Raw genomic sequence first — 20,498 nt, forward strand, 5'->3', positions numbered from 1 at the left:
GAAATTTTCCGAAAAAAGACGATAGCTTCCCTTCCGGTTTTTGCTTTTCTATTAAAAATTAGTTGTTTTATGCGATATTTTGTCGAAAGCGACGTTACTTTGTAGTATAATGTACCTAATGTTTGAGGGAGAGGAATATCCTGGTAAGGAGGAAAGGATGACTTTAGGGACACCTCAGAAACAGAAAAATACATAGATTAGCAAAAAAAGCAGGTGAACAGTAGTGGAACTTATCATAACAGCAGTTCTGTTTGTAGTTAAATCAATAGGCACACTCTTAATAATACCTTTTATTTCCTTTGAACTTGGAATCGTTAACTTCATGGAATTGCCGGAAACTCATTTTATCGTTATTATTCAAATCATTTTAGCAGCTATTATTTCTCTGGCATATATTCTGATGGTAGGCACATTCATTAAGGCTTTTCCAAAAATAATGTTTCGAATGTCAAAGGATTACCTACATGCAGAGAGAACAGAGGATTTAAATTTCGATGAAGATAAGCATCTGAATTTATTGAAAGAAAAATACTATTACAGCAAACTGCCATCTTTTCTTGTGAGCAAGAAAAGGTTATTTGATGTGCTTAGTTATGTGCTAATAGGGACTTCCGTGTGGAATATTTTCATTTACCATGGCTTAGGGGAAGGTAATTTGCTGAGACTGTGGTTGTGGTAATGGCAGCTTTACATGTTTTCTAACTATACATATCTATCCATCTCTTGATGAAAGAATGATGGAAATTTACTGAAAGAAAGGTCGCGGAATATGGGGGTATTCAGGGGGATCGGCAAGGGGATTGGTACGGTTGGGGGCGGAGTGATAGGAGGTGCCGCTAAATTAACCGGAAAAGCAGTCGGCAGGAAACATAAAGGTGCTGGCAAATGGCTGGAGGATGTAGGAGGAAGTGTTGAAGAAGCCTCCAAAGCTGCCCTGGAAAATGCCGGCCAATTTATCGATGGGGCTAGCCAGAGTACATATGGAATGATGAGAAAAGATGAATACTATAAGCAAAAAGGAATCCATGACTTAAAGGATTCTACAGGGAGAACGGTCAAAGGAATTAGTGGTGCTTTTCATTATACGGCACAAAATGTTGGGACAGCATACAGAGGGTTCATAAGCGGTAACAATAAACAAGTAATTGAAGGTTTAAAAAATGTCGGTAAGGTAGTAGCTGTCTCGGGACTCGCGATAGGTGTAATCGACATAATAGACAGTGCAGATGTTCAGGCAGAAGAAATTGAAACAAGAAACGATCATTTGAATGGTACCAGTCATCTGGAGACTGGAGTGCCTTTTATGGAAAAAACAATAGAGTTACCTAACGATGAAGTTGTAGAGGGAACCTTCCCTGTATTTGATTCTGTCTTTACTACGGTTATCGCAGAAGACTTATACTTAGATAGTGACAGAGTCCATTTCAACTTGGCAAACGAAACATTATATCAGGCAATTTTGACAGAACCTGAATTAGCCAGTCAATTAAATTTAACACAGGCAGATATGCAGGGACTGGCAAATGGGGAGACCCCTGAAGGCTTTACATGGCACCATAGCGAGGAACCTGGAAAGATCCAGCTGGTGGATGAAGAAATACATCAACAGACAGGACATACTGGCGGCCGTGAAATATGGGGCGGTGGCAGTGAGTTCAGGTAATAGCAAACAAGGGACGGGTTCATTCAAAGGGAACTCGTCCTTTAGTGTTCTTTTGCCAAAATAAGTTATTGAAATTTTTACAAAATATAGGTATTGTTAATATTAGTGAAAAAATCAGGGGCTGGTTTGGGGAACTTTTGGATAATTAATAAAATTAAGTGCAACAATGTCCATGTATGACTAATATTAGGAGTTGATTAATTTGATACAAAAGTTTTTAAGTTTCGATAAAATGATTACACCTATGATTATTAAAGTGGTCTTCTGGATCGGTATAGTAATAACTGTTTTATCTGGTTTAGGCACAATGATTTCGGGTTTTAATTCCTTCTACGGCGGCGGTCTCCAAGTTTTTACTGGACTTTTAATTATTATCATAGGGCCGATTGTAGTTCGGATTTATTGTGAATTATTAATTTTAATGTTTAAGATTTACGATACGTTAAGAGAGATTAGGGACAATGTCACTGTTAGTAAAAGAGATACAATAGAATAGTTTCGTAATAGATAATAGATACAAAGCATTGTTGCACTTGATTTTGTTAATTAAAATGAAAAAACACAGTCTCCAGCATCCTGAGAATATCCGCCCGTTCCAGCGGGGACTTTTCTTCCCATCCCTGGCTACCGCAGTTCGTTCCTGTATACAGAAATGTATCACACTGCAATTGCTTCAAAATCATGAAACCTTTTAAATATCTTTCGCGTAAATGGTAATAAAGGGAAAAACAGGATATAGCATGACCTCTCTTATATTATGATCAACCTTACAAATAATTGATCTGTGGAGAAACTTTTAACGGAAGAGGGGCTTATACGTAATCCTCTAATTAACCATTTTGTTAGAAGGAGGAAGGTGCTTTATGTTTAAAAGGTTTTTTATGGTTTTTTTAACATTGATATTGGCTATTGCAGCTTTACTGTTAGCTGCTCAATATCCTACGGGACCTAACACCGTTTCGTTTGATGAGCCGGTACCTTTATTGCTATCTGCCGGGATGCTGGTCCTGCTGTTTTTACCGCCTTTAATCTTATCTTTTTTTAATAATATGGTGGTAAAAATTATATCGGCTATTTACCAAGGTTTTATTGTTTTAAGTTTTCTCATCCTTATACCGATTGGACTGATTATCCCGAGCTTTTGGATTATCGCTAATGCAGTTGCCGGTGCGGTTGTAAGTATTTCGAGTATTATTGTAACTATTTTAGTAGGGTTGAAGAAAAGAAATCCGGCTGTAAATTAAAAAATGAGAGTTTGACATAACGATCTTGTTCCGCACAAAATACGAATATTAGAAAAAATTTAATGCGCATTATATGGATGCTGTGCAATAAAGTGGTATTATATTATATGCTATACCGCCGCTCCGTCCGGCCCCGCGGCAAAGAAAACACTACGAAAGTGATCTTTACTTGAGTAGATGTTGCACTTGTGCCCTTGGGTGAAAGCGAAGCAATCGGCCGAAGCGGTGGTTTTTCACTTTATATATTTCAAAATTAACATATCCCTTTTATAATCTGCCACAAAAATATAAATTTTATTTAACGTGATACCTTCCAATCGGCACAACTGAGGGTGAACCGGAAACGGGATCTTTTACCACTGAACAATGCAGTCCGAAAATACCTTTAATCATTGTCTCTGTAATAACCTGTGATGGTGAACCTTCTGCCACTAGTCTTCCTTGATAAAGGGCAAACATCTTGTCAGCATAACGTGCGGATAGATTTATATCATGGAGCACCATGACGATGGTTGTTCCGTATCTTTTGTTAAGGTCTGTTAACAGATCAAGAATTTCGACCTGGTAAGTAATATCAAGAAATGTCGTCGGTTCATCGAGAAACAATATGTCAGTTTGCTGGGCAAGTGCCATCGCAATCCAGACCCTCTGCCTTTGCCCGCCGGACAGCTCGTCAATATTATGATTGGCAAAATACGTTATGTCCATGATATCCATTGCTTCTGCTACTGCTTCATAATCCTTATTGGTCCAGCTTGCGAAAAGGGACTGATGAGGAAATCTTCCGCGACCAACCAGGTCCGCAACAGATATTCCTTCAGGAACAACAGGGGACTGTGGCAGCAAACCTAAAACACGTGCCAATTGTTTTGGTGGAATCTTACTAATCTGCTTGCCATCGAGCGTGATTTCCCCTGATACCGGTTTGATCAGTCTCGCCAGTGTTTTCAGCAGTGTCGATTTACCGGAACCGTTCGCTCCAATAATCACACTTATTTCATTTGGCGGGATTTCCAGGCTGACATCATTAATAATAATTTTTTTCTCATAACCAGCTACAATATTCTTTGCTCGAAAATGATGTGTTTGTTTCATTATAAATCTCCCTTTCGATTCATTCGGATTAACAAGTAGATCAGGTAGGGAGCTCCAAGCAATCCGGTGATGATTCCCACTGGGTATCTGACATCAAAAGCAAATTGTCCAATCAAGTCAGATGCCAATACCAAATTAACGCCAACAAGCCCTGCCGGGATAATGTTGGAAAGCCCGACACCGACAAGTCTTTTCGCAATCGGACCTGCGAGAAAAGCGACAAAGGCAATTGGGCCAGTAGTAGCAGTTGCAACCGCAATAATAATAACAGAACTTACTATTAAAGCGATTCTCGTTTTGTCTGTATGAACCCCAAGCGAAGTAGCGGCCTGTTCACCGAGCTCCAGCATGCTCAGCCGTTTCCCCAGAAGGATGATGACAGGGGAGAAGATGATTACGGAAATGATGAGAGAGGGGAGTTCCTCCATCTGTGAGCCGTTCAGGCTTCCGCTGAGCCACCTGAGTGCGGCAGGGATATCTTGTTCCGCACCAACAAGCAGAATGTAAGAGATAGCAGCATTAAGCATTGCCTGAATCCCTATCCCAACCAATATTAATCTGCCAATCGAGAAGGAGCTTCCCCTTGATAATATATAAATGATGAGAACCGTCAAAAGCCCTGCAATAACCGAAGCAATCGAAACAACCGCATTGCTTGTATGAAGAATGACAATACAGAAAACCGCTGCGGCACTGGAACCGGCAGTTATCCCGATCACATTCGGGTTAGCCAGCGGATTTCTCAGCATTGTCTGAAATGTATGCCCTGCTACTCCAAAGGCAAACCCGGCAAAAAGACCTGCCAGCATTCTCGGCAGGCGTAAGGTAGTAACCGCAAAAGATACACCTGGTATTTTTTCGCCATAGAGTGCACGGATTACATCCTGAAGGGGATAGATCGTATTCCCGAGTAAAAGCATCATACAGCTAAAAATGCAGGCAAGTACTGTCAGGATGCCTGTAACGAGGATCCAGCGTTGCCGTCTTTTTTTTATACCTTCCTTTATAAATTCCATCGATTTATTTTTCATAATGCACGCACTTTCGCTTTCATAGCTAATATTATAAGGATTGGTGCCCCTGTAAATGCGGTCACTACACCAACCTCCAGCTCGCCGGGACTGCCTAACAGTCTGCCGATTACATCTGATATGGTTAAAATAATGGCACCGGTTATTGCAGATATCGGAATAATATAACGCTGATCACTTCCCAGTACGAGGCGGATGACATGGGTAGCCAATAACCCGACAAAACCGATTGGCCCTGCCAGCGCCGTAGTAGCACCGCAGAGGATGACTCCGGCAAAGGCAGCCGCAAGTCTCCATAACCCTGTCCGCACGCCGAGTCCTGTTGCAACTTCGTCACCAAGCGCCAGCGCATTGAGGGCAGAGGCGGAGATAATGCCGACAAGCAGCCCAATAATTAAAAATGGGAGGAATGTAGAGATCGAGCTCCAGCTCGCTGATCCGACACTGCCTACCTGCCAGAAACGGAATTGATCCATTACATAAGAACGCGGAATCATAATAGCAATGACAAGGGAGGATAATGCTGCGGTTGTCGCTGCACCTGCCAGTACAAGCTTAAGAGGCGTAGCACCACCACGCCCCATTGAACCGATTCCGAATACAAAAATGGCGGTGATCATCGCACCTGCTAAGGCAAACCAGATATATTGCTCTGAAGTGCTGATATGGAAAAATGCAATCCCGCTGACAACAAATAAAGATGCTCCTGTGTTGACCCCAAGTATACTCGGGTCGGCAATCGGGTTACGGGTGACAGCTTGCATGAGTGCCCCCGAAACTCCGAGTGCTACACCGCATAGTAAACTGAAAATAGTCCGGTTCATTCTCTGTCGGACGACATTCGCATCATAGGAATCTATCGCTGGATGAAAGAGGCCCTCTATTAAACCGTTCCAGCCCACTGCCCGTGACCCAAATGCAAGGGAAGACACGATAGAGACAATGAGCAGAATGAAACTGATAATAAGAACGATTGTTAAATACTGTGGAAGATAGGCATTCCGTTGCTGTTTTGCTAAATCTGTTAAACTACTCATTGACCTTACTGATAGCTTCTCCAATTAATTGTAAGTATTCATCAATTGTATATGCTATGGAAAGCGGGTTAGGATTGCCGGATGCTGCCAATGCTGTACCGTTTCCAATAAAAACAACAGAGCCTCTTTCAATTGCCGGAATTTCTCCAAGTAATGGATCTGCCTTCACTGCTTCATATAAATCTTCACCGCCATATCCAACGATAATATCCGCATCATGCAGAATATCCGCATTTTCTGCACTTAATTTTAAAGAATAGCTGGACTCATCTTCAATGGCATTGATGACACTTTCCGGATATTCCATTCCAAGCTCGATAAAAAAGGCACCGCGTGGATCTGTTGGTGTATAGAGGTGTAGTTGGGACATATCATCAGCTGAGAAGTTCAACCAGACTACTTTAGTTCCTTTCAGTTCCGGATATTCACTTGCTTTTTCCTGAATGAGCTGCTCGGTTTCCTCAATAAGCTGTTCACCTTCTTCTTCCATTCCCATTCCTTTTGCATTTAGTAGCACCTGCTCCCGCCAAGTGGTTACCCATGGTCCGTCCTGGTATGCAACAACTGGCGCGATTTCACTAAGAATATCATAGTCTTCCTGTGTAATACCGGAGTAAGCTGCAAGAATAACATCAGGATTAGAGTCAGAAATAGCTTCAAAATCAAGGCCGTCTGTATCCTGGAAAATGTTCGGGTTTTCTACACCGAGTTCATCAAGTTTTTCTTTTGTCCAAGGTAACAGCCCGCTATCATCCTGAACACCATAATTCGCTGCAGAGAAACCAACAGGTTCCACCCCTAATGCTAATACGACATCATGGTTTGCCCACTGAATCGTAGCAACACGTTCCGGCTTGCTTTCGATCACCGTTTCACCAAAGGCATGTTCAATGGTGATCGGATATTCTGCACCTTCCTCTGTATTGGTATTCTCACCGGTTGATTCTTCTTCATTTTCTGTTTCATTGTCTGCCGCTTCTGCACTGGTTGAATGATCATCAGCAGACTCTGAATTAGCATCATCTGCGGAACAGCCAATCAATGTTAACATCATGACAGCGAAAATAAACAAGGCACTTATTAAGATCTTTTGGTTCTTTCTCACATATATCCCATCCTTTTTATGTAGTGTAATGGAAAAGTCTCTCCATTTTGTTATTCTATAATTGATAATGATTATCATTTTTAATGATAAATTCACCTTTCCAAAATGTCAATGCAATTATTAGAATTATCTGAATTATTATCTTGTTCTGTGATAAGATGGGAACAGTTCTTTGGAAGAAGAATGCAGCATGATTTTCCAGCTGCGATCCAGAAAGCACATCTGAAAAATCCGTCGTATGAAACCAATTACTCATTTCATACGTAAATCTTACCAGAAGGAAAGAAGGGAGGAGTTTTATGTCTGATCCATTTTTTATGGATGATATGATGTTCAATATTGTTCCAGTTTTTATTGTTATTATATTTATTATAGTTATTGGAGGTTTTATTTTTTCTGCTGTCAAAGGGATAGGCCAGTGGAAAAGCAATGAACAGTCTCCTAAACTCAGTGTTCCGGCGGTGGTAAAATCCAAACGTACAGACATATCAAGAAGAGGCAATATGCATAATGACCATCATCATTCCCACACTCATACAAAGTATTTCGTAACTTTCGAGTTCGAAAGCGGTGACCGTTCGGAATTCCACGTTTCCGGTAAGGAATATGGCCTGCTTTCAGAGGGTGACATTGGAACATTAACATTTCAGGGAACTAGGTATCTGGAATTTGAGCGGGACATGCAGGGATGAACGAAAAAGTATTCTAAAGACATTCACCAAGCCAAATTTTACAAATCTTTCAATCCTTCTTCATAATAGATTAATATTCTTCAGTTATTCTATGTCTGGGAGGGATGGCGATATGAAATTTTCTATAATAGGAGATTTGCATTTTCCGGACATTGATCAGAATGTGGAAGGATTGGAAGCAGCAAAATCGGGGTTTTTTTATTCTTTTTTCAATCATCTTTTCGACAGTAAAGCTGATATGTATATTTCATTAGGTGATTTAACGAACTATGGCAGTAAAGAAGAATTGGAAGATGTCTACCAGATAATTAACAGTAAATCCAGGGAATTTTATCATGTGCTAGGTAATCATGATTTGTATTCACAGCCAATTGAAAAGGTACTCAATATAACGAAACAGCCGCTGTATCATTCTGTTGTAAAAGAAGATGCGGTATTTGCCTTTTTGAATACGGCAAAGGAAATGGATCATGAGGACTGGGGAGGATATCTGGATAAGGAGCAGTTAGCCTGGCTGGAAGAAGTGGTCGAAGCTTCCGGGACAATGCCTTTATTCGTTTTTGCCCATCACCCGGTTTACGATACAACAGCCCGCTCTCATATGGAGAAACTATCAATAGATCCAGACATAGATATGTGGCAGATTTTACATAAGAAAAAGGGCCAGGGTGTTTATTTTAATGGCCATAACCACCAGAATTCGATTGTACAGAAAGACAACTGGACATTTATACAGGTTGCGGCATGTTTGGATGTGCAAGGCTGGCGTTCCGTCGAACTGACAGATAATCAGATGATTATGACAGATTATACGATTTCCAATCCTTTAATGGCAGAGCAGGCAGCGTTTTTATCCGCGAAAATGAATCATTTCCGTCCATATCCGGAAGCTGCTGGTACAGTAAATGACAGGCAGTGTGTGCTGACATTTAATAAAATCAGGGAAGTTATTTCTTAAATGAAAATGATAGAAGAGAAGGTTCATTTACTGGAGACTCTGAAAGAGAAGAAGTTAGTTGCTGCATTAAAGGATTCCAGAAATATTGAAAAAACGATTAAATATAAAGAAAACCTAAGCGCGGTATTGTTAATGACAGGAACCATATTAACAGTAAAGCGCTATGTTGATTTTATTCAAAGGAACGGTCTGCCGGTAATTTTGCATGTAGAGAAGATCGGTGGGCTGGATATGGATAAGGATGGTATTGATTTCGTAAAAAAATATGTGAAACCGGCCGGGATTGTGACAACCAATCAGGGAGTTATCAAGCGGGCGAAAAAAGCCGGGTTGTTTGTCGTTCAGCGGGTATTCTTAATTGATACAGACGTATATCTCCATTTAGTAAGGGAACCTGAGAAAATTCAGGCAGATCTGATTGAGGTTATGCCAAGCAGGGCTCCAGATATTATTGAAAAACTATCGAAAGTGTCGCCTGTTCCTGTCATTACGGGAGGGTTATTGTCATTGCCGGAACATGCCAGAAGTGCGCTGGTGCATGGAGCGGTGGCCGTTTCTACTTCGAATTCGGATATGTGGAAGCATGATATGAATAATATCATTAACTAGATTTTACAATTCCTTTAAACCTATTTAATATTTTACTAGTATACTCAACAGTGAAAAGTGAATAATTAAACGGTGCAATGAGAGAGACCATGAATAAATAGTATATTCCCGAATATACTGTCTAGTTCTGGTCTCTCTTTTTTGTTCAGTGGAGGTGAAATTCCTAGTTATCAGCTTAATGGTAAACGCCACGGTAGTCTGTTAAAAATCTTTCTAATGTAAGGAGAGGGAAAAATGAAGCGTTATTTACAAGCATTATCCATTTTAGCACTAATCATTTTTTTAGCAGCGTGTAATTCAGAAGGTTCAGCAAGCACTGGCAATGGCGAAAAAACGGTGATCGAGTACTGGCATGTCAATGCGGAAACACAGGGTGGCAAAACGGTTACACAATTAGTAGAAGACTTCAACCAGCAGAGTGACACAGTAGAGGTAGTAGCAAAATATAACCCTGATATGTATAAAGGGTTGATGCAAAACCTTCAGGCAGAAGCTGCTGCAGGCAATTCTCCGGCAGTTGTTCAGGTTGGCTGGTCTTTCCTGAATTACTTTTCTGATAATTTCCATTATGTATCACCACAAACGGTCATTGATGAGCATTTTCCGGATGATAAAACATTTTTACAGGACAAGTTTTTGCCAAATGTAATGGATCTGGCGAAAAACGGTGATGGAGAGCAGGTAGGGATTCCTTACTCATTAAGTTCACCAGTTTTATATATTAACAGAGATTTGCTGAGAGAGGCCGGGCTTGATGAAAATGGCCCGAAAACATGGGAAGAGGTCAAAGAATTTTCCGAAGTCATTAAAGAGAAAACAGGTAAGTACGGATTTTATATGCAGGAGCCTGCAGATAACTGGGCGACACAGGCATTGTTAGAAAGTAACGGAGCTCGGTTTATTACAGATGGAAAAGCAACATTTGCTTCAGACGAGGGTATCGAGGCGTATCAGTTGTTAAGAGATATGGTGGTAGAAGACGAAACTGCCCTTCATATCGGCTGGGACCAGGGGATCCAAAGTTTTATTGATGGCAGTGTAGCAATGGCCTATACAACGATTGCCCAACGTTCAAACATTCAGAGCAATGCACAATTCGATGCGGCAGCAGTAAGGTCACCGGGCTGGGAGGGGAAAGATGTGAGACTTCCTGCAGGTGGTGCGATGCTTTCGATTACTGCAGAAGAGGAAGACCAGCAAAAGGCTGCATGGGAGTTTATGAGATATTTATACAGTGTGGAATCAATGGCTGAATGGACGAAAGGAACAGGATATGTCCCACCGCGTAATGATGTAGCAGAAGCAGAAAATGGACTGAAAACTTTTTTAGAAGAAAATGAGATGATGTCTGCTGCAATTGAGCAAATGGACGGTGTCGTGCCATGGGCATCCTTCCCTGGAGATTCCGGATTAGAAGCAGAGCAATTATTGCTCGATTTACGTGATCAGATTTTAGGTGGAAGTATTTCAGTGGAAGAAGGATTGAAGTCAACAGAAGAAGAGATTAATGAATTACTGCAATAAACCGTACAAACATTTAGCTTTATGGTGGAAGATTTACGAACTGTTCGAGGGTGGGTTTCCTGCCCTCTGTCCAGTTCATTTGGAGGACATGATACATGAGTACGCTAATACTTGTCAGAGAAAAACTTCATATCAATAAAGAAAATGCATTGGGATATATTCTGCTTATTCCATCCATTGTCATTTTTGCTGTCTTTACGTTCTGGCCGCTTTTCTACACAGTTTATTTAAGCTTTTTCGACTGGAATATGATCAGCCCAAGTAAGGAATTTGTCGGCTTAAGGAATTATTTTGATGTACTGACAGACCCAAGGACATATCAAATTCTCGGGAACACTTTTTTGTATATAGTTTTGTTGCTTGTGATCAACTGTGTTGTTCCATATATCTTTGCATTTGTGATTGATGTGGTGCTGACGCGGTTGAAGGGATTTTACAAAAGTGCGATGTTCTTGCCTGCATTTATTTCACTGGTAGTTGGTTCGATCCTGTTCACCTGGATTTTAAACCCGGTCTCAGGGCCATTGGCGATTATTTTTGGCTGGGTGGGTCTGGAGATTCCCAACTGGACGAAGACAGAAGGCTGGATCATTGTTGTCTTAAGTATTATTACATCATGGAAAGTATTCGGATATAATTTCATTCTGCTTTATGCATCAATTAACGGTATTTCCAGGGAAATAATCGAAAATGCTCGAATGGATAATATTCCTCTATGGCGCATTTTCCTGCAGATTATATTGCCGATGAGCAGTGCGACAGGGATTTATGTATTTATCATTACAATTGTCCAGAGTTTGCAGTATGTTTTCACACCGGTGAAAGTAGTTTCACAGGGCGGACCGGATTATGCCAGTTCCAATCTTATTTATCATGCCTACCATGAAGCATTTGTCGTTTTCCGGACAGGTCATTCTGCGACCATATCGATTATTACAATGGCATTATTTCTTCTGTTACTTTTTCTTGAATTTAAATTTGTAGAACGGAGAATTTATTATGAAAATTAACAGAACCGCAGAAGTCACCTGGCATATTATTTTCTTTGCAGCGGTTATCTTATTAATTTTCCCGATTGTTTATGCACTTGGAATGTCGTTTAAGCCGCTGGAAGATGCCTATAACAATGTGCTGAATATTGTTCCCTTCCAGTCAACATTGGAGAATTACATCACATTGTTCGATACACTGCCAGTTTTGAGGATTACTTTGAACACATTTGTTATCGCAACCGTTGCAACCATTTTTAAAGTAGTTACTGCATTTTTAGCCGCATATGCGTTTGTTTACTTTGATTTCAGAGGGAAAAACATTTTGTACTTTGTGTTAATCAGCACCATCTTTATTCCTTTTACTGTTACGATGATTCCTAATTACTTAATCGTTTCTGAGATGGGCCTGCTGGACACAGTCTGGGGAGTTATTCTGCCGCAGCTGGCAGATGCAGTCGGGATTTTCCTTATTAGACAATCAATGAAAAATATACCATTATCACTTATCGAAGTGGCGCGGCTGGATAATACAGGCCACTGGAAAATCATGAAGGATATTGTCCTGCCATTAGTGCGTCCTGCTGTTACCTCTATCGGGATATGGTTTTTCATCAGTACATGGAATGAGTTTGTCTGGCCTGTTCTTATTATGAAAACAACAGATAATTATACATTGCCACTTGCTTTGCAGATGTTTATCAGTGTGGAGGGCGGAACGAATTTTACTGTTGCGATGGCTGTGTCGGTTGTCACAATGATTGTACCTCTTGCATTGTACTTAACTTTCCAGAAGTATATTATCGGCACGTTCACATCATCTGGAATTAAATAAGGGAGGTTATTATGAAGAAGGAGATTCAATTTGAACATGTGAAGAAATCCTATGGTGATACAGAAGTTGTGAAGGATTTGAATTTCACGATAAAAGAGGGAGAGCGTTTAATATTACTGGGACCTTCAGGGTGCGGAAAGTCCACGATATTACGAATGATTGCAGGATTAGAGAATATTACAGATGGAAACTTATACATGAACGGTGAAAAGATGAATCATGTTCCAAGCGGATTAAGAAATGTCTCCATGGTATTCCAGAATTATGCCTTATACCCGCATATGACAGTAAAACAGAACATTGTTTACGGGTTAAAGGTACAGAAATTACCGAAACAGGAGATGGAAAACAGGCTGAATTCCGTTATGGAAATCCTGCAGCTAAGAGGATTGGAGGACCGTTTACCGAAAAGTTTGTCTGGCGGACAACGTCAGCGCGTGGCATTGGCAAGAGCAACCGTGAAGCGGAGTGACTTTTTTCTGCTAGATGAACCGTTATCCAATCTTGATGCACAATTACGCGAATCTGCTCGTAAAGAACTGGTGAAAATTCATGAAATGTTTAATCAGACGATCGTTTATGTGACACATGATCAAATCGAGGCAATGACTTTTGCTGACAGAATTGCATTAATGTACAACGGAGAGCTGCAGATGCTTGATACGCCGGACAATGTATATCACAGACCTGCAAATGTATTTACAGCAAAATTTATAGGTTCCCCGTCGGCAAATATATTAGAGGCAGATTACCGGAATGGATGGGTACATACAGGTAACCAGGCTTTTGAGGTAAATGACAGCTGGAAAGAACATATGAACAAACAAAGCTTTGATGACATATTGTTTGGCATCAGGCCGGAACATTTAGAGCTGTCAACCAGCCCAATGTCTAATGGATTGGAAGGCAGAATCAAATATATCGAGAATCTGGGGAAAAGCTGCAGTATCTATTTAGAAGCAGATGGTCAGGAAATGATCGCTGTCAGTGAAAACGGAAGCTGGAAACAGGGTCAATCCGTCTATGTGCGCCCACAATCTGACCGGATACATTTTTTCAATAAAGCAACAGAAAAATCACTAGGCCATCCAGCTGAGCGAACTGAAACAAACCAAACTATAGAGGAAAGAAGGGTTTTAGTATGACAAGCGTTACTTATTCCGATTTAGTTTTATTAAATAAAGATATGATCGAAAATGTTCAGCAGTTAATAGAATATGGTGCGGATAAAATTGAACTGATGATGGATGGAGACAAATGGGATGAGATGGATCGGCTGTTTGAACCGGTTGCTGCCCAATTAAACAAGCTTCCAGTATCTTTCTCTATCCACCCTCCGGCATGGGACATTAACCTGACAAGTGAGAACAAAGCAATCAGGGAGGCGTCCTTTCATGAATACAGGAAGGCTATTGAATTTGCTGCAATGATTGATGCCAGTCATGTTGTGATCCACCCTGGATTCTGTTTTTCACCTGTTTTTGATAAGCGTTTAGCCCAGCGGCGTGCAAAAGAATCGATTATCCGGTTATGTGAAATAGCAAGACCGCTTGGCGTGAACCTGGCTGTAGAAAATGTGGGATACAGCGGTACTGCTCTTTTTACCCAGGAGGAATTTATTCATTTTCTTGATGGGATTGATGAAATTGCCGGCTATTTAATTGATGTCGGACATGCACAACTGGACGGCTGGGATGTCCCGTCTGTTCTCGTCTCGGTTAAAGACAGATTAATGGCACTGCATCTTCATGATAATATGGCTGAAGTTGATGACCATCTGCCGATTGGTGCAGGGAAAATGGACTGGCAGAAGATATTGGATACGATCAGAGACCATCAGATCCAATGTGATTATATTCTAGAATACGCACCAGGCACAGCTCTGGAAGCATTGCGTACAGGAAAGGAATTTTTACAGCAAAGTGTTCTTATAAGCCAGTAGAAGGAAGCTGATTTCATGATTTCACCAAATGATTATGAAGCATACTGTTTCGATTTAGATGGCACCATTTATATAGGTGATCAACTGTTGCCAGGTGTGAAAGAGACATTATCGGCGATCAGATCATCCGGGAAAAAAGTTCTTTTTATAACAAATTCTCCAACAATGACTAGAAAAGACGGAAAAGAACGTCTGGAACAATTCGGAATAGAAGTGAGTATGGAAGAGGTAATTACAACACCATATTTAGCAGCAATATATTTTGCAGAGATTGCCAGAGATGCAACTGTTTTTATCATAGGCGAACAGGCGATCAGGGAGGAGCTCGACAATCTCTCTATCCGCAGAACAGATAATCCGGCAAAAGCTACCCATGTTTTAGCAGGATTGGACAGGTCTTTTACCTATAAGGATTTGCAGCAGGCGGTGGATGCTGTTAGACATTGCGGCAAACTGATTGTTACGAATCCTGATCCAAACTGTCCTGTGCCGGGAGGAGTGATCCCTGATACGATGTCGCTTGCGAAAGCGATCGAAGTAGCTTCTGAAAGAAAGATAGATAAAGTGTTGGGAAAACCTTTTGATACATATGGAGACATAATGATCGAACTGTTGGGTGTGATGCCGGAAAAAATATTAGTTATCGGAGACAGGCTGGAAACAGACATTCAATTGGGTATCACTAAACAATTTACCACATGTTTAGTGCTTACAGGAGGAGCGGACGAGAGTGATCTAATAAGCTCATCTATTAAACCGGATTATGTTGTAAAGAATTTAGAAGGCTTGTTTGAAAGCAAAAGTAAAAAAATAAGTGTGTGATAAAAGGGTTCAGGAAAGTTCCTGAACCTGCTGCTTTTTTTAAGGGAAAGAGTTATCATATATATTCAATTTTTACCATAATGTTGAAATTATCAGAATATATATGTATGATGGTTAATGGTGTGAGAATGTGGGTCTGTTCTAAAATCTTATTAGTTAGTAAAATGAAGTGCAACAATGTCGATGGATGATGATTGGTAAAAATAAAATGTCACATTATGGAGTTGATTAATTTGGTAAAGAAATTTTTAAGTTTTGATAAAATGATCACACCTTCTATTATTAAAGTAGTGTTCTGGATTGGTGTAGTAATTGTTGTGATAACTGGTCTGATCACAATGATTTCAGGGCTTTCTTATTACGGAAGCGGCGAACAGGTTTTTTCTGGAATTATAACTATATTATTAGGACCGCTGGTAATTCGGATTTATTGTGAATTATTAATTTTAATGTTTAAAATGTACGATGCTTTACAGGATATTAGAGAGCATCTAACTGCTGGCAATAAAAACACAATTGACTAGTCTTCCCCACTGATTTTCACATAAAGATATTGTTCCATACCAGACATTGTTGCACTTGATTTTATTCGTTAAGGAATGGTAGCACTTCAACACAGAGAAGCATAAAAAATCCTTTCCCCATCAGTGAGGAAAGGAATCGACTAAATTATTGTTGCTGTTAGGATCTTTCTTCTTTTGGCTGAAATGGCACGACATTTCCTGTGCCGGTTTTTGACGCTACCTGGTTTCTTCCTAAAGCTTTTGCCTGATACAGTGCTTCGTCTGCTTGTTTTAACACACTGTTCAAGTCCATCTGCTTATCAGGAACTGTTGTATACAGGCCGATACTTAAAGTGACATATTTGGAAACCGGCGAAGTGTGGTGCGCTATTTCCAACTGTTCGATTTGTTTATTGATATCTCTTGCAACACGCTCTGCCTCTTCCTGATTTAATCGCGGAATCAGACCAACGAATTCCTCACCACCATATCGTGACACTAATCCGCCGGGCAGTGAGCTGATTTGCTTATCCAGTTCCTGGGCAACCTGCTGCAAACATTCATCACCTTTTTGATGTCCATACCAATCATTGTATTTTTTAAAATAATCAATATCTAAAAACAGGATGGAAACTGGTGCTTTCTCTTTTGCGCAAAGTTCCATTTGTTCCTTGAAATAATCATCAAATTGTCTTCGGTTCGGGATATTCGTCAATCCATCGACTAATGCCATATTTTTCAGTTTAACATTTAATTCCTTCAGCTTTTTATTCGATTGCTGTAATTGATTGGTACGTGCTTCAACCTTTGCTTCCAGATCACTGTTAAGCTGAGCTAAGTCGTTCGCCAGACTTTTTGACAGATCAAGCGATTTGGACAGTCTTCTCGATATAACCAGGGACAGGCATATAACGAAAAAGACAATCCCGATAGGATATACATCAACATCCGGTAAGCGGAGAAATTCTGCAGAAATATCTATCAGAATTGTAATCATTAAAAATACGATTCCGATTAACAGGTAGTATCTCTCCGCATGTTTGCTTCTCAGTGATCTCGCAAGGACAATCAAAGAATAGCATACACATATAATCATGAATAGATGAAAATAGACTTCAAATAACAGATAAACTTTCGCTTCTGTAAATATTGTAAGAAGATCATAAATAACAGCAACGATTATCGTGATGATAGTAAACCATCTGTAACTTTCCTTCAGATAAAGACGGTAAATGACCATTGATAATAACGGAACATGGGAATATAGGCTAATGTAGTCCAGTTTATTCGCAAGCTCCCAATCAACATTCGGAAAAAACTTCGTAAAGAATACATCACCAACCATTAAATACCGGAAAGCTGCCACTAAACAGAGCAATCCAAAATAATAGAAATATGGTTCTGTCCGTCGGAAAACGCCAAGGCCGATATGATAGATTCCTGCTAACACGAGAAAACCAATGATTACCGATTGAAAAATAACTTCCATCATATGACTTGCATGGATGTTATCAGATGTGCCAAGAATGACAGGGTCCAGGATTCCACCATCGACATGATGATAATTAGAAATCTGTAACGTTATCGTGAAACTGCTGGATTCTGGTGAAAAATAAACCACCCGAGGGTGCTTCTGCGGTATACTCGTACTCTGGTCTATACCGACTTCTCCGCTTTGGGCAATCAGTCTATCGTCCACCCACAATTTATTAGCGGAAAACATCACAGGAACCTGCAAACCTAATATATTTTCCGTGTCTGCTGTTGTCACCTCTAACCGGAATGTGGCATAGCCTTCGCTTGGTAAGGTTTCTCCAGCTATCGTATGGGTATTCCAAATGAGCGGTAAATTGACAACACTCGCTTCATTACTTATCACTCCTTCAGAAAAGTCCCCCGGTTCCAATAGCTGGTTCCAGTAGAATTCCCACTCTCCATTTAACGGTATTAATTCCTCTTCCTGATCCCATGCAGATAAATTTATCTCTCCTTCATCTGCTGTGAAATCTGTTGTAACGCTTCCATATGGAGTTCCGCATGCTGCCAGGAATAATGTGAAAAACAGTATGCCAATAAGTTTAAGTCTCAGAATGTCACCTTCTTTCTTGGATGTAGCATGTTCGTCTTTTCGTTTGTTATATATAAAATTTTATTTGCATCTCCTAGGGGCGTAATGATGGGATGACAGCTTTATTTAAATCATAAATAGACCTCTCTATTAATCTGGGGAGAGGTCTATCATCATTACGATATCCAATCCCCCCGCGGGAATCGCTTATCCATACCCCTCATGAGCGTAGTTGCGGGTATATGTATCTATTACTAACCGTCTATAATACACCCGGTTCTACTTTTTCAAAAGTTTATGGGGTTCAAAAGTCTCATTTTATTATATCATACTCCTAATATGGAAAGTAGGGAAGGCTTTTTCTGCTATTCTTATCGATCGTAATTTTGCCTTTACTCAGCAACCGCAAAAAAAGCCAAAACCACCCGTTACTGACTGTGGTTTCGGCTTTCTTAAAATTTGGTCCAGGTAAAAGCTCCCTAATTCAGGAGGTGCTTCAACTCTAACGGCCTTTCCTGCCGGATCTATTAAAAGTCCCGATTTTATCATCTTCTTGTGAAAAAGTTAATCCATCCCAGTGTAGATGCTTCTTGTGCTTTTTGATAGGTTGCCGCCTGAAGCTGTTTTAAATGTCTCATTTCCTGCATGTGTTCTTCATGACGAAGCTCCTGCTCGTACAGATTGATCGCTTCTTTTAAGCTGTCTGCCCTGCTATTTTGAATATATTCCTCAAACATCTGGATCGCATGAACTGTCCAGTATTTTTCCGGAACTATCGAATAGTCTAATAATTGCAGAAGCTGTTCTTTTTCGGCTTCTAATCGCTGAAGAACGGTTGTCTGCTTCTCCAGTTTTTCCTGTGCCTTCTTCTCTTTATATCTGCCGTATTTCGTATAGCCCATAATATAAAAAATCGTGAAGATGGCCATGAGAAGATAAACTAGAAAATCACTAGGCTCGCCCACATTAAACAATGAACGAAATGGGTATGTGACAATGTCAATGAGGTAAGCGACCCCGAAAAATAAGATAAACCATACAATAATATGCTGCCACCACTTTAGTAACTTTACCTCTGGCAGTAATGCCTGGTAATTCCGGTAATTCTCCTGTAATTTGATTAAATTCTGCTTTGTTTGTGAGAGTTGTTGATGTAACTCACTTCTTGATTCCTGCTGCATGTTCTTTCAACTCCTATGCTTATGTAATTTTTACTTAACAGGTACCATTTCGACTGCTTCTTTTGTTTCCCGGCTTACTAAGACTATTGCTCCAACCCCTTGACGGGAATAAGCGCCAATTAATAATTCATCAAAAACATGGATCTCGCTGACAGCTGTATGTAGATTATTTTCTTCCAGACTCATTCTGTCGAGTTCATATATCGTCCGATCAACCTCTGCTTCTGCAGATGAATAATAAATGTTATTCCTGTCGACATTGAAATAATCAATCTTTTTACTGATAAGGTTCGCTTGAGTATCATTCGGTAAAGAATAGTGAAATAATCCGGAGTCTCCTTCAAATATGGTATAGAAAAGGTCTTCTCCATCTAAAATATATTCCCCGTAATTCTCCAGAAACAGGAACCTGTCTTCTGTTCCTTCAGTATTGCCAAGGTGGTAACCATCATGGTCATAATAGACAATCCTCGTGTCGGATACACTCATGGAAAGAGCGGCATAAGGTAGTTTAGTTTGCTCTTCATCTGCTGTATTCCACTTATAAACAGACCCATCCATGATAAATAGTAAATCATCTCCCGAAGCATATAAGTTCCCGATTGGCTGGTTTATGATCACCTTTTCTCCCGTGCCATCCAGCCTCATTTTATGTAAAGACTCGTGTAGTGGATATCCTGATGAATTGTCCACTTTAATGTAGTAAATAAAACTACCTGCAATTTGAAGATTGCTCACTGGATAATCTGTTAACTGTACAGCTTCGGTTCCATCAGTCTTCATCTTAAATAAATGCCCATCTGATAAGATATAAGAAAAATAAATCCAGTCATCTAACATGAGGTAATCCCCGCCGGCGTTTATATTTCCACTGCTGTTGGTAAAAGATATTTTTTCCTCAACAGGTTCCTGTTTCTCTTTCTCATCCGGCTCCTTAATTTCCGTATGCTTACCCGCTTCATTTTCAACTTTAGCATCACTTTCATTGGCTGAGCAGGCGCTAAGAATGACCATTACCGAGAGTAAGAGTAATAATTTTATCCGCATATGTCTTCACCTCCTGTTAAAAGTTCTGTATATATATCGGTCCAACTTCCCGTTTGTTTAGAGGAAAGGGATGGAAGGTATCTCCTCTATTATCGGTTATCCAAGAACAGTTGCTAATCTTCCAGAACAGGGTGATGTTATCTCTGAAGTATG

21 protein-coding genes are annotated in these 20,498 nt (G+C 40.2%); 14 read left to right on the top strand and 7 right to left on the bottom strand.

Annotation, left to right across the window (positions count from 1 at the left end; genetic code table 11):
* Positions 1-223 precede the first annotated feature (223 nt).
* The 4 genes from BMW36_RS03125 to BMW36_RS03140 all read left to right on the top strand — a co-directional run bounded on the left by BMW36_RS03125 (position 224) and on the right by BMW36_RS03140 (position 2,907).
* Positions 224-679 carry a hypothetical protein gene (locus tag BMW36_RS03125; protein WP_089738943.1) on the top strand — a complete coding sequence of 152 codons (456 nt, stop codon included), beginning with the start codon at positions 224-226 and terminating at the stop codon, positions 677-679.
* A 90-nt stretch (positions 680-769) separates the two neighbouring features.
* A complete protein-coding gene (locus tag BMW36_RS03130; RefSeq protein ID WP_089738945.1) occupies positions 770-1,663 on the top strand; it encodes an HNH endonuclease in 894 nt (297 codons plus the stop codon).
* Positions 1,664-1,865: 202 nt separating this feature from the next.
* Entirely contained in the window at positions 1,866-2,159 is a 294-nt protein-coding gene (locus BMW36_RS03135) for a DUF4282 domain-containing protein (protein ID WP_245711567.1), read from the top strand.
* A gap of 367 nt (positions 2,160-2,526) precedes the next feature.
* On the top strand, positions 2,527-2,907 hold the full coding sequence (locus BMW36_RS03140; RefSeq protein ID WP_089738947.1) for a hypothetical protein: 381 nt from the start codon (positions 2,527-2,529) through the stop codon (positions 2,905-2,907).
* A 294-nt stretch (positions 2,908-3,201) separates the two neighbouring features.
* Here BMW36_RS03140 and BMW36_RS03145 read toward each other — a convergent pair whose 3' ends face one another.
* The 4 genes from BMW36_RS03145 to BMW36_RS03160 are packed head-to-tail and all read right to left on the bottom strand — an operon-like array spanning position 3,202 to position 7,175.
* Positions 3,202-4,002, bottom strand: a complete 801-nt coding sequence (locus BMW36_RS03145) for an ABC transporter ATP-binding protein (RefSeq protein WP_089738949.1) — start codon at positions 4,000-4,002, stop codon at positions 3,202-3,204.
* Complete coding sequence (locus tag BMW36_RS03150; RefSeq protein ID WP_089738951.1) at positions 4,002-5,033, bottom strand: FecCD family ABC transporter permease; 1,032 nt, start codon at positions 5,031-5,033, stop codon at positions 4,002-4,004. The genes BMW36_RS03145 and BMW36_RS03150 overlap by 1 nt, the downstream gene beginning before the upstream one ends.
* Positions 5,030-6,070, bottom strand: coding sequence for a FecCD family ABC transporter permease (locus tag BMW36_RS03155; protein ID WP_089738952.1), 1,041 nt, complete (start codon positions 6,068-6,070; stop codon positions 5,030-5,032). The genes BMW36_RS03150 and BMW36_RS03155 overlap by 4 nt, the downstream gene beginning before the upstream one ends.
* On the bottom strand, positions 6,063-7,175 hold the full coding sequence (locus tag BMW36_RS03160; protein WP_425431914.1) for an ABC transporter substrate-binding protein: 1,113 nt from the start codon (positions 7,173-7,175) through the stop codon (positions 6,063-6,065). The genes BMW36_RS03155 and BMW36_RS03160 overlap by 8 nt, the downstream gene beginning before the upstream one ends.
* Positions 7,176-7,474: 299 nt before the next feature.
* Between BMW36_RS03160 and BMW36_RS03170 the strand changes: the two genes are divergently transcribed.
* The 10 genes from BMW36_RS03170 (at position 7,475) to BMW36_RS03215 (ending at position 16,070) form a co-directional block, all read left to right on the top strand.
* Positions 7,475-7,867, top strand: coding sequence for a DUF2500 domain-containing protein (locus BMW36_RS03170; protein WP_089738958.1), 393 nt, complete (start codon positions 7,475-7,477; stop codon positions 7,865-7,867).
* A 112-nt stretch (positions 7,868-7,979) separates the two neighbouring features.
* Positions 7,980-8,825 carry a metallophosphoesterase family protein gene (locus tag BMW36_RS03175; RefSeq protein ID WP_089738960.1) on the top strand — a complete coding sequence of 282 codons (846 nt, stop codon included), beginning with the start codon at positions 7,980-7,982 and terminating at the stop codon, positions 8,823-8,825.
* Entirely contained in the window at positions 8,826-9,434 is a 609-nt protein-coding gene (locus tag BMW36_RS03180) for a glycerol-3-phosphate responsive antiterminator (RefSeq protein WP_245711568.1), read from the top strand.
* Between the two features lie 234 nt (positions 9,435-9,668).
* The gene (locus BMW36_RS03185; RefSeq protein WP_089738962.1) at positions 9,669-10,958 is read left to right on the top strand and encodes an ABC transporter substrate-binding protein; all 1,290 of its coding nucleotides are present in this window, start codon (positions 9,669-9,671) and stop codon (positions 10,956-10,958) included.
* 95 nt (positions 10,959-11,053) lie between these two features.
* Positions 11,054-11,968, top strand: a complete 915-nt coding sequence (locus BMW36_RS03190; protein ID WP_089738964.1) for a carbohydrate ABC transporter permease — start codon at positions 11,054-11,056, stop codon at positions 11,966-11,968.
* Positions 11,958-12,782, top strand: a complete 825-nt coding sequence (locus BMW36_RS03195; protein WP_089738966.1) for a carbohydrate ABC transporter permease — start codon at positions 11,958-11,960, stop codon at positions 12,780-12,782. Before BMW36_RS03190 ends, BMW36_RS03195 begins: the two co-directional genes overlap by 11 nt.
* Before the next feature lie 11 nt (positions 12,783-12,793).
* On the top strand, positions 12,794-13,927 hold the full coding sequence (locus tag BMW36_RS03200) for an ABC transporter ATP-binding protein (protein ID WP_089738968.1): 1,134 nt from the start codon (positions 12,794-12,796) through the stop codon (positions 13,925-13,927).
* A complete protein-coding gene (locus BMW36_RS03205) occupies positions 13,924-14,724 on the top strand; it encodes a sugar phosphate isomerase/epimerase family protein (protein WP_089738970.1) in 801 nt (266 codons plus the stop codon). Before BMW36_RS03200 ends, BMW36_RS03205 begins: the two co-directional genes overlap by 4 nt.
* A 15-nt stretch (positions 14,725-14,739) precedes the next feature.
* A complete protein-coding gene (locus BMW36_RS03210) occupies positions 14,740-15,546 on the top strand; it encodes an HAD-IIA family hydrolase (RefSeq protein ID WP_089738972.1) in 807 nt (268 codons plus the stop codon).
* Between the two features lie 233 nt (positions 15,547-15,779).
* Positions 15,780-16,070 carry a DUF4282 domain-containing protein gene (locus tag BMW36_RS03215; protein WP_245711569.1) on the top strand — a complete coding sequence of 97 codons (291 nt, stop codon included), beginning with the start codon at positions 15,780-15,782 and terminating at the stop codon, positions 16,068-16,070.
* Between the two features lie 157 nt (positions 16,071-16,227).
* On the opposite strand, the gene BMW36_RS03220 is transcribed toward BMW36_RS03215, so the two are convergent.
* The 3 genes from BMW36_RS03220 to BMW36_RS03230 all read right to left on the bottom strand — a co-directional run bounded on the left by BMW36_RS03220 (position 16,228) and on the right by BMW36_RS03230 (position 20,345).
* Positions 16,228-17,928, bottom strand: coding sequence for a sensor domain-containing diguanylate cyclase (locus tag BMW36_RS03220; protein WP_139180285.1), 1,701 nt, complete (start codon positions 17,926-17,928; stop codon positions 16,228-16,230).
* 734 nt (positions 17,929-18,662) lie between these two features.
* Positions 18,663-19,298: an MreC domain-containing protein gene (locus tag BMW36_RS03225; protein ID WP_089738978.1), complete on the bottom strand. Its 636-nt coding sequence runs from the start codon at positions 19,296-19,298 to the stop codon at positions 18,663-18,665.
* 30 nt (positions 19,299-19,328) lie between these two features.
* Positions 19,329-20,345, bottom strand: coding sequence for a DUF5050 domain-containing protein (locus tag BMW36_RS03230; protein ID WP_089738980.1), 1,017 nt, complete (start codon positions 20,343-20,345; stop codon positions 19,329-19,331).
* Between the last annotated feature and the right edge of the window lie 153 nt (positions 20,346-20,498).

Origin of the sequence: Gracilibacillus ureilyticus, assembly GCF_900111195.1 — a bacterium.
In the GTDB taxonomy this organism is placed as follows: Bacteria; Bacillota; Bacilli; order Bacillales; family Amphibacillaceae; genus Gracilibacillus; species Gracilibacillus ureilyticus.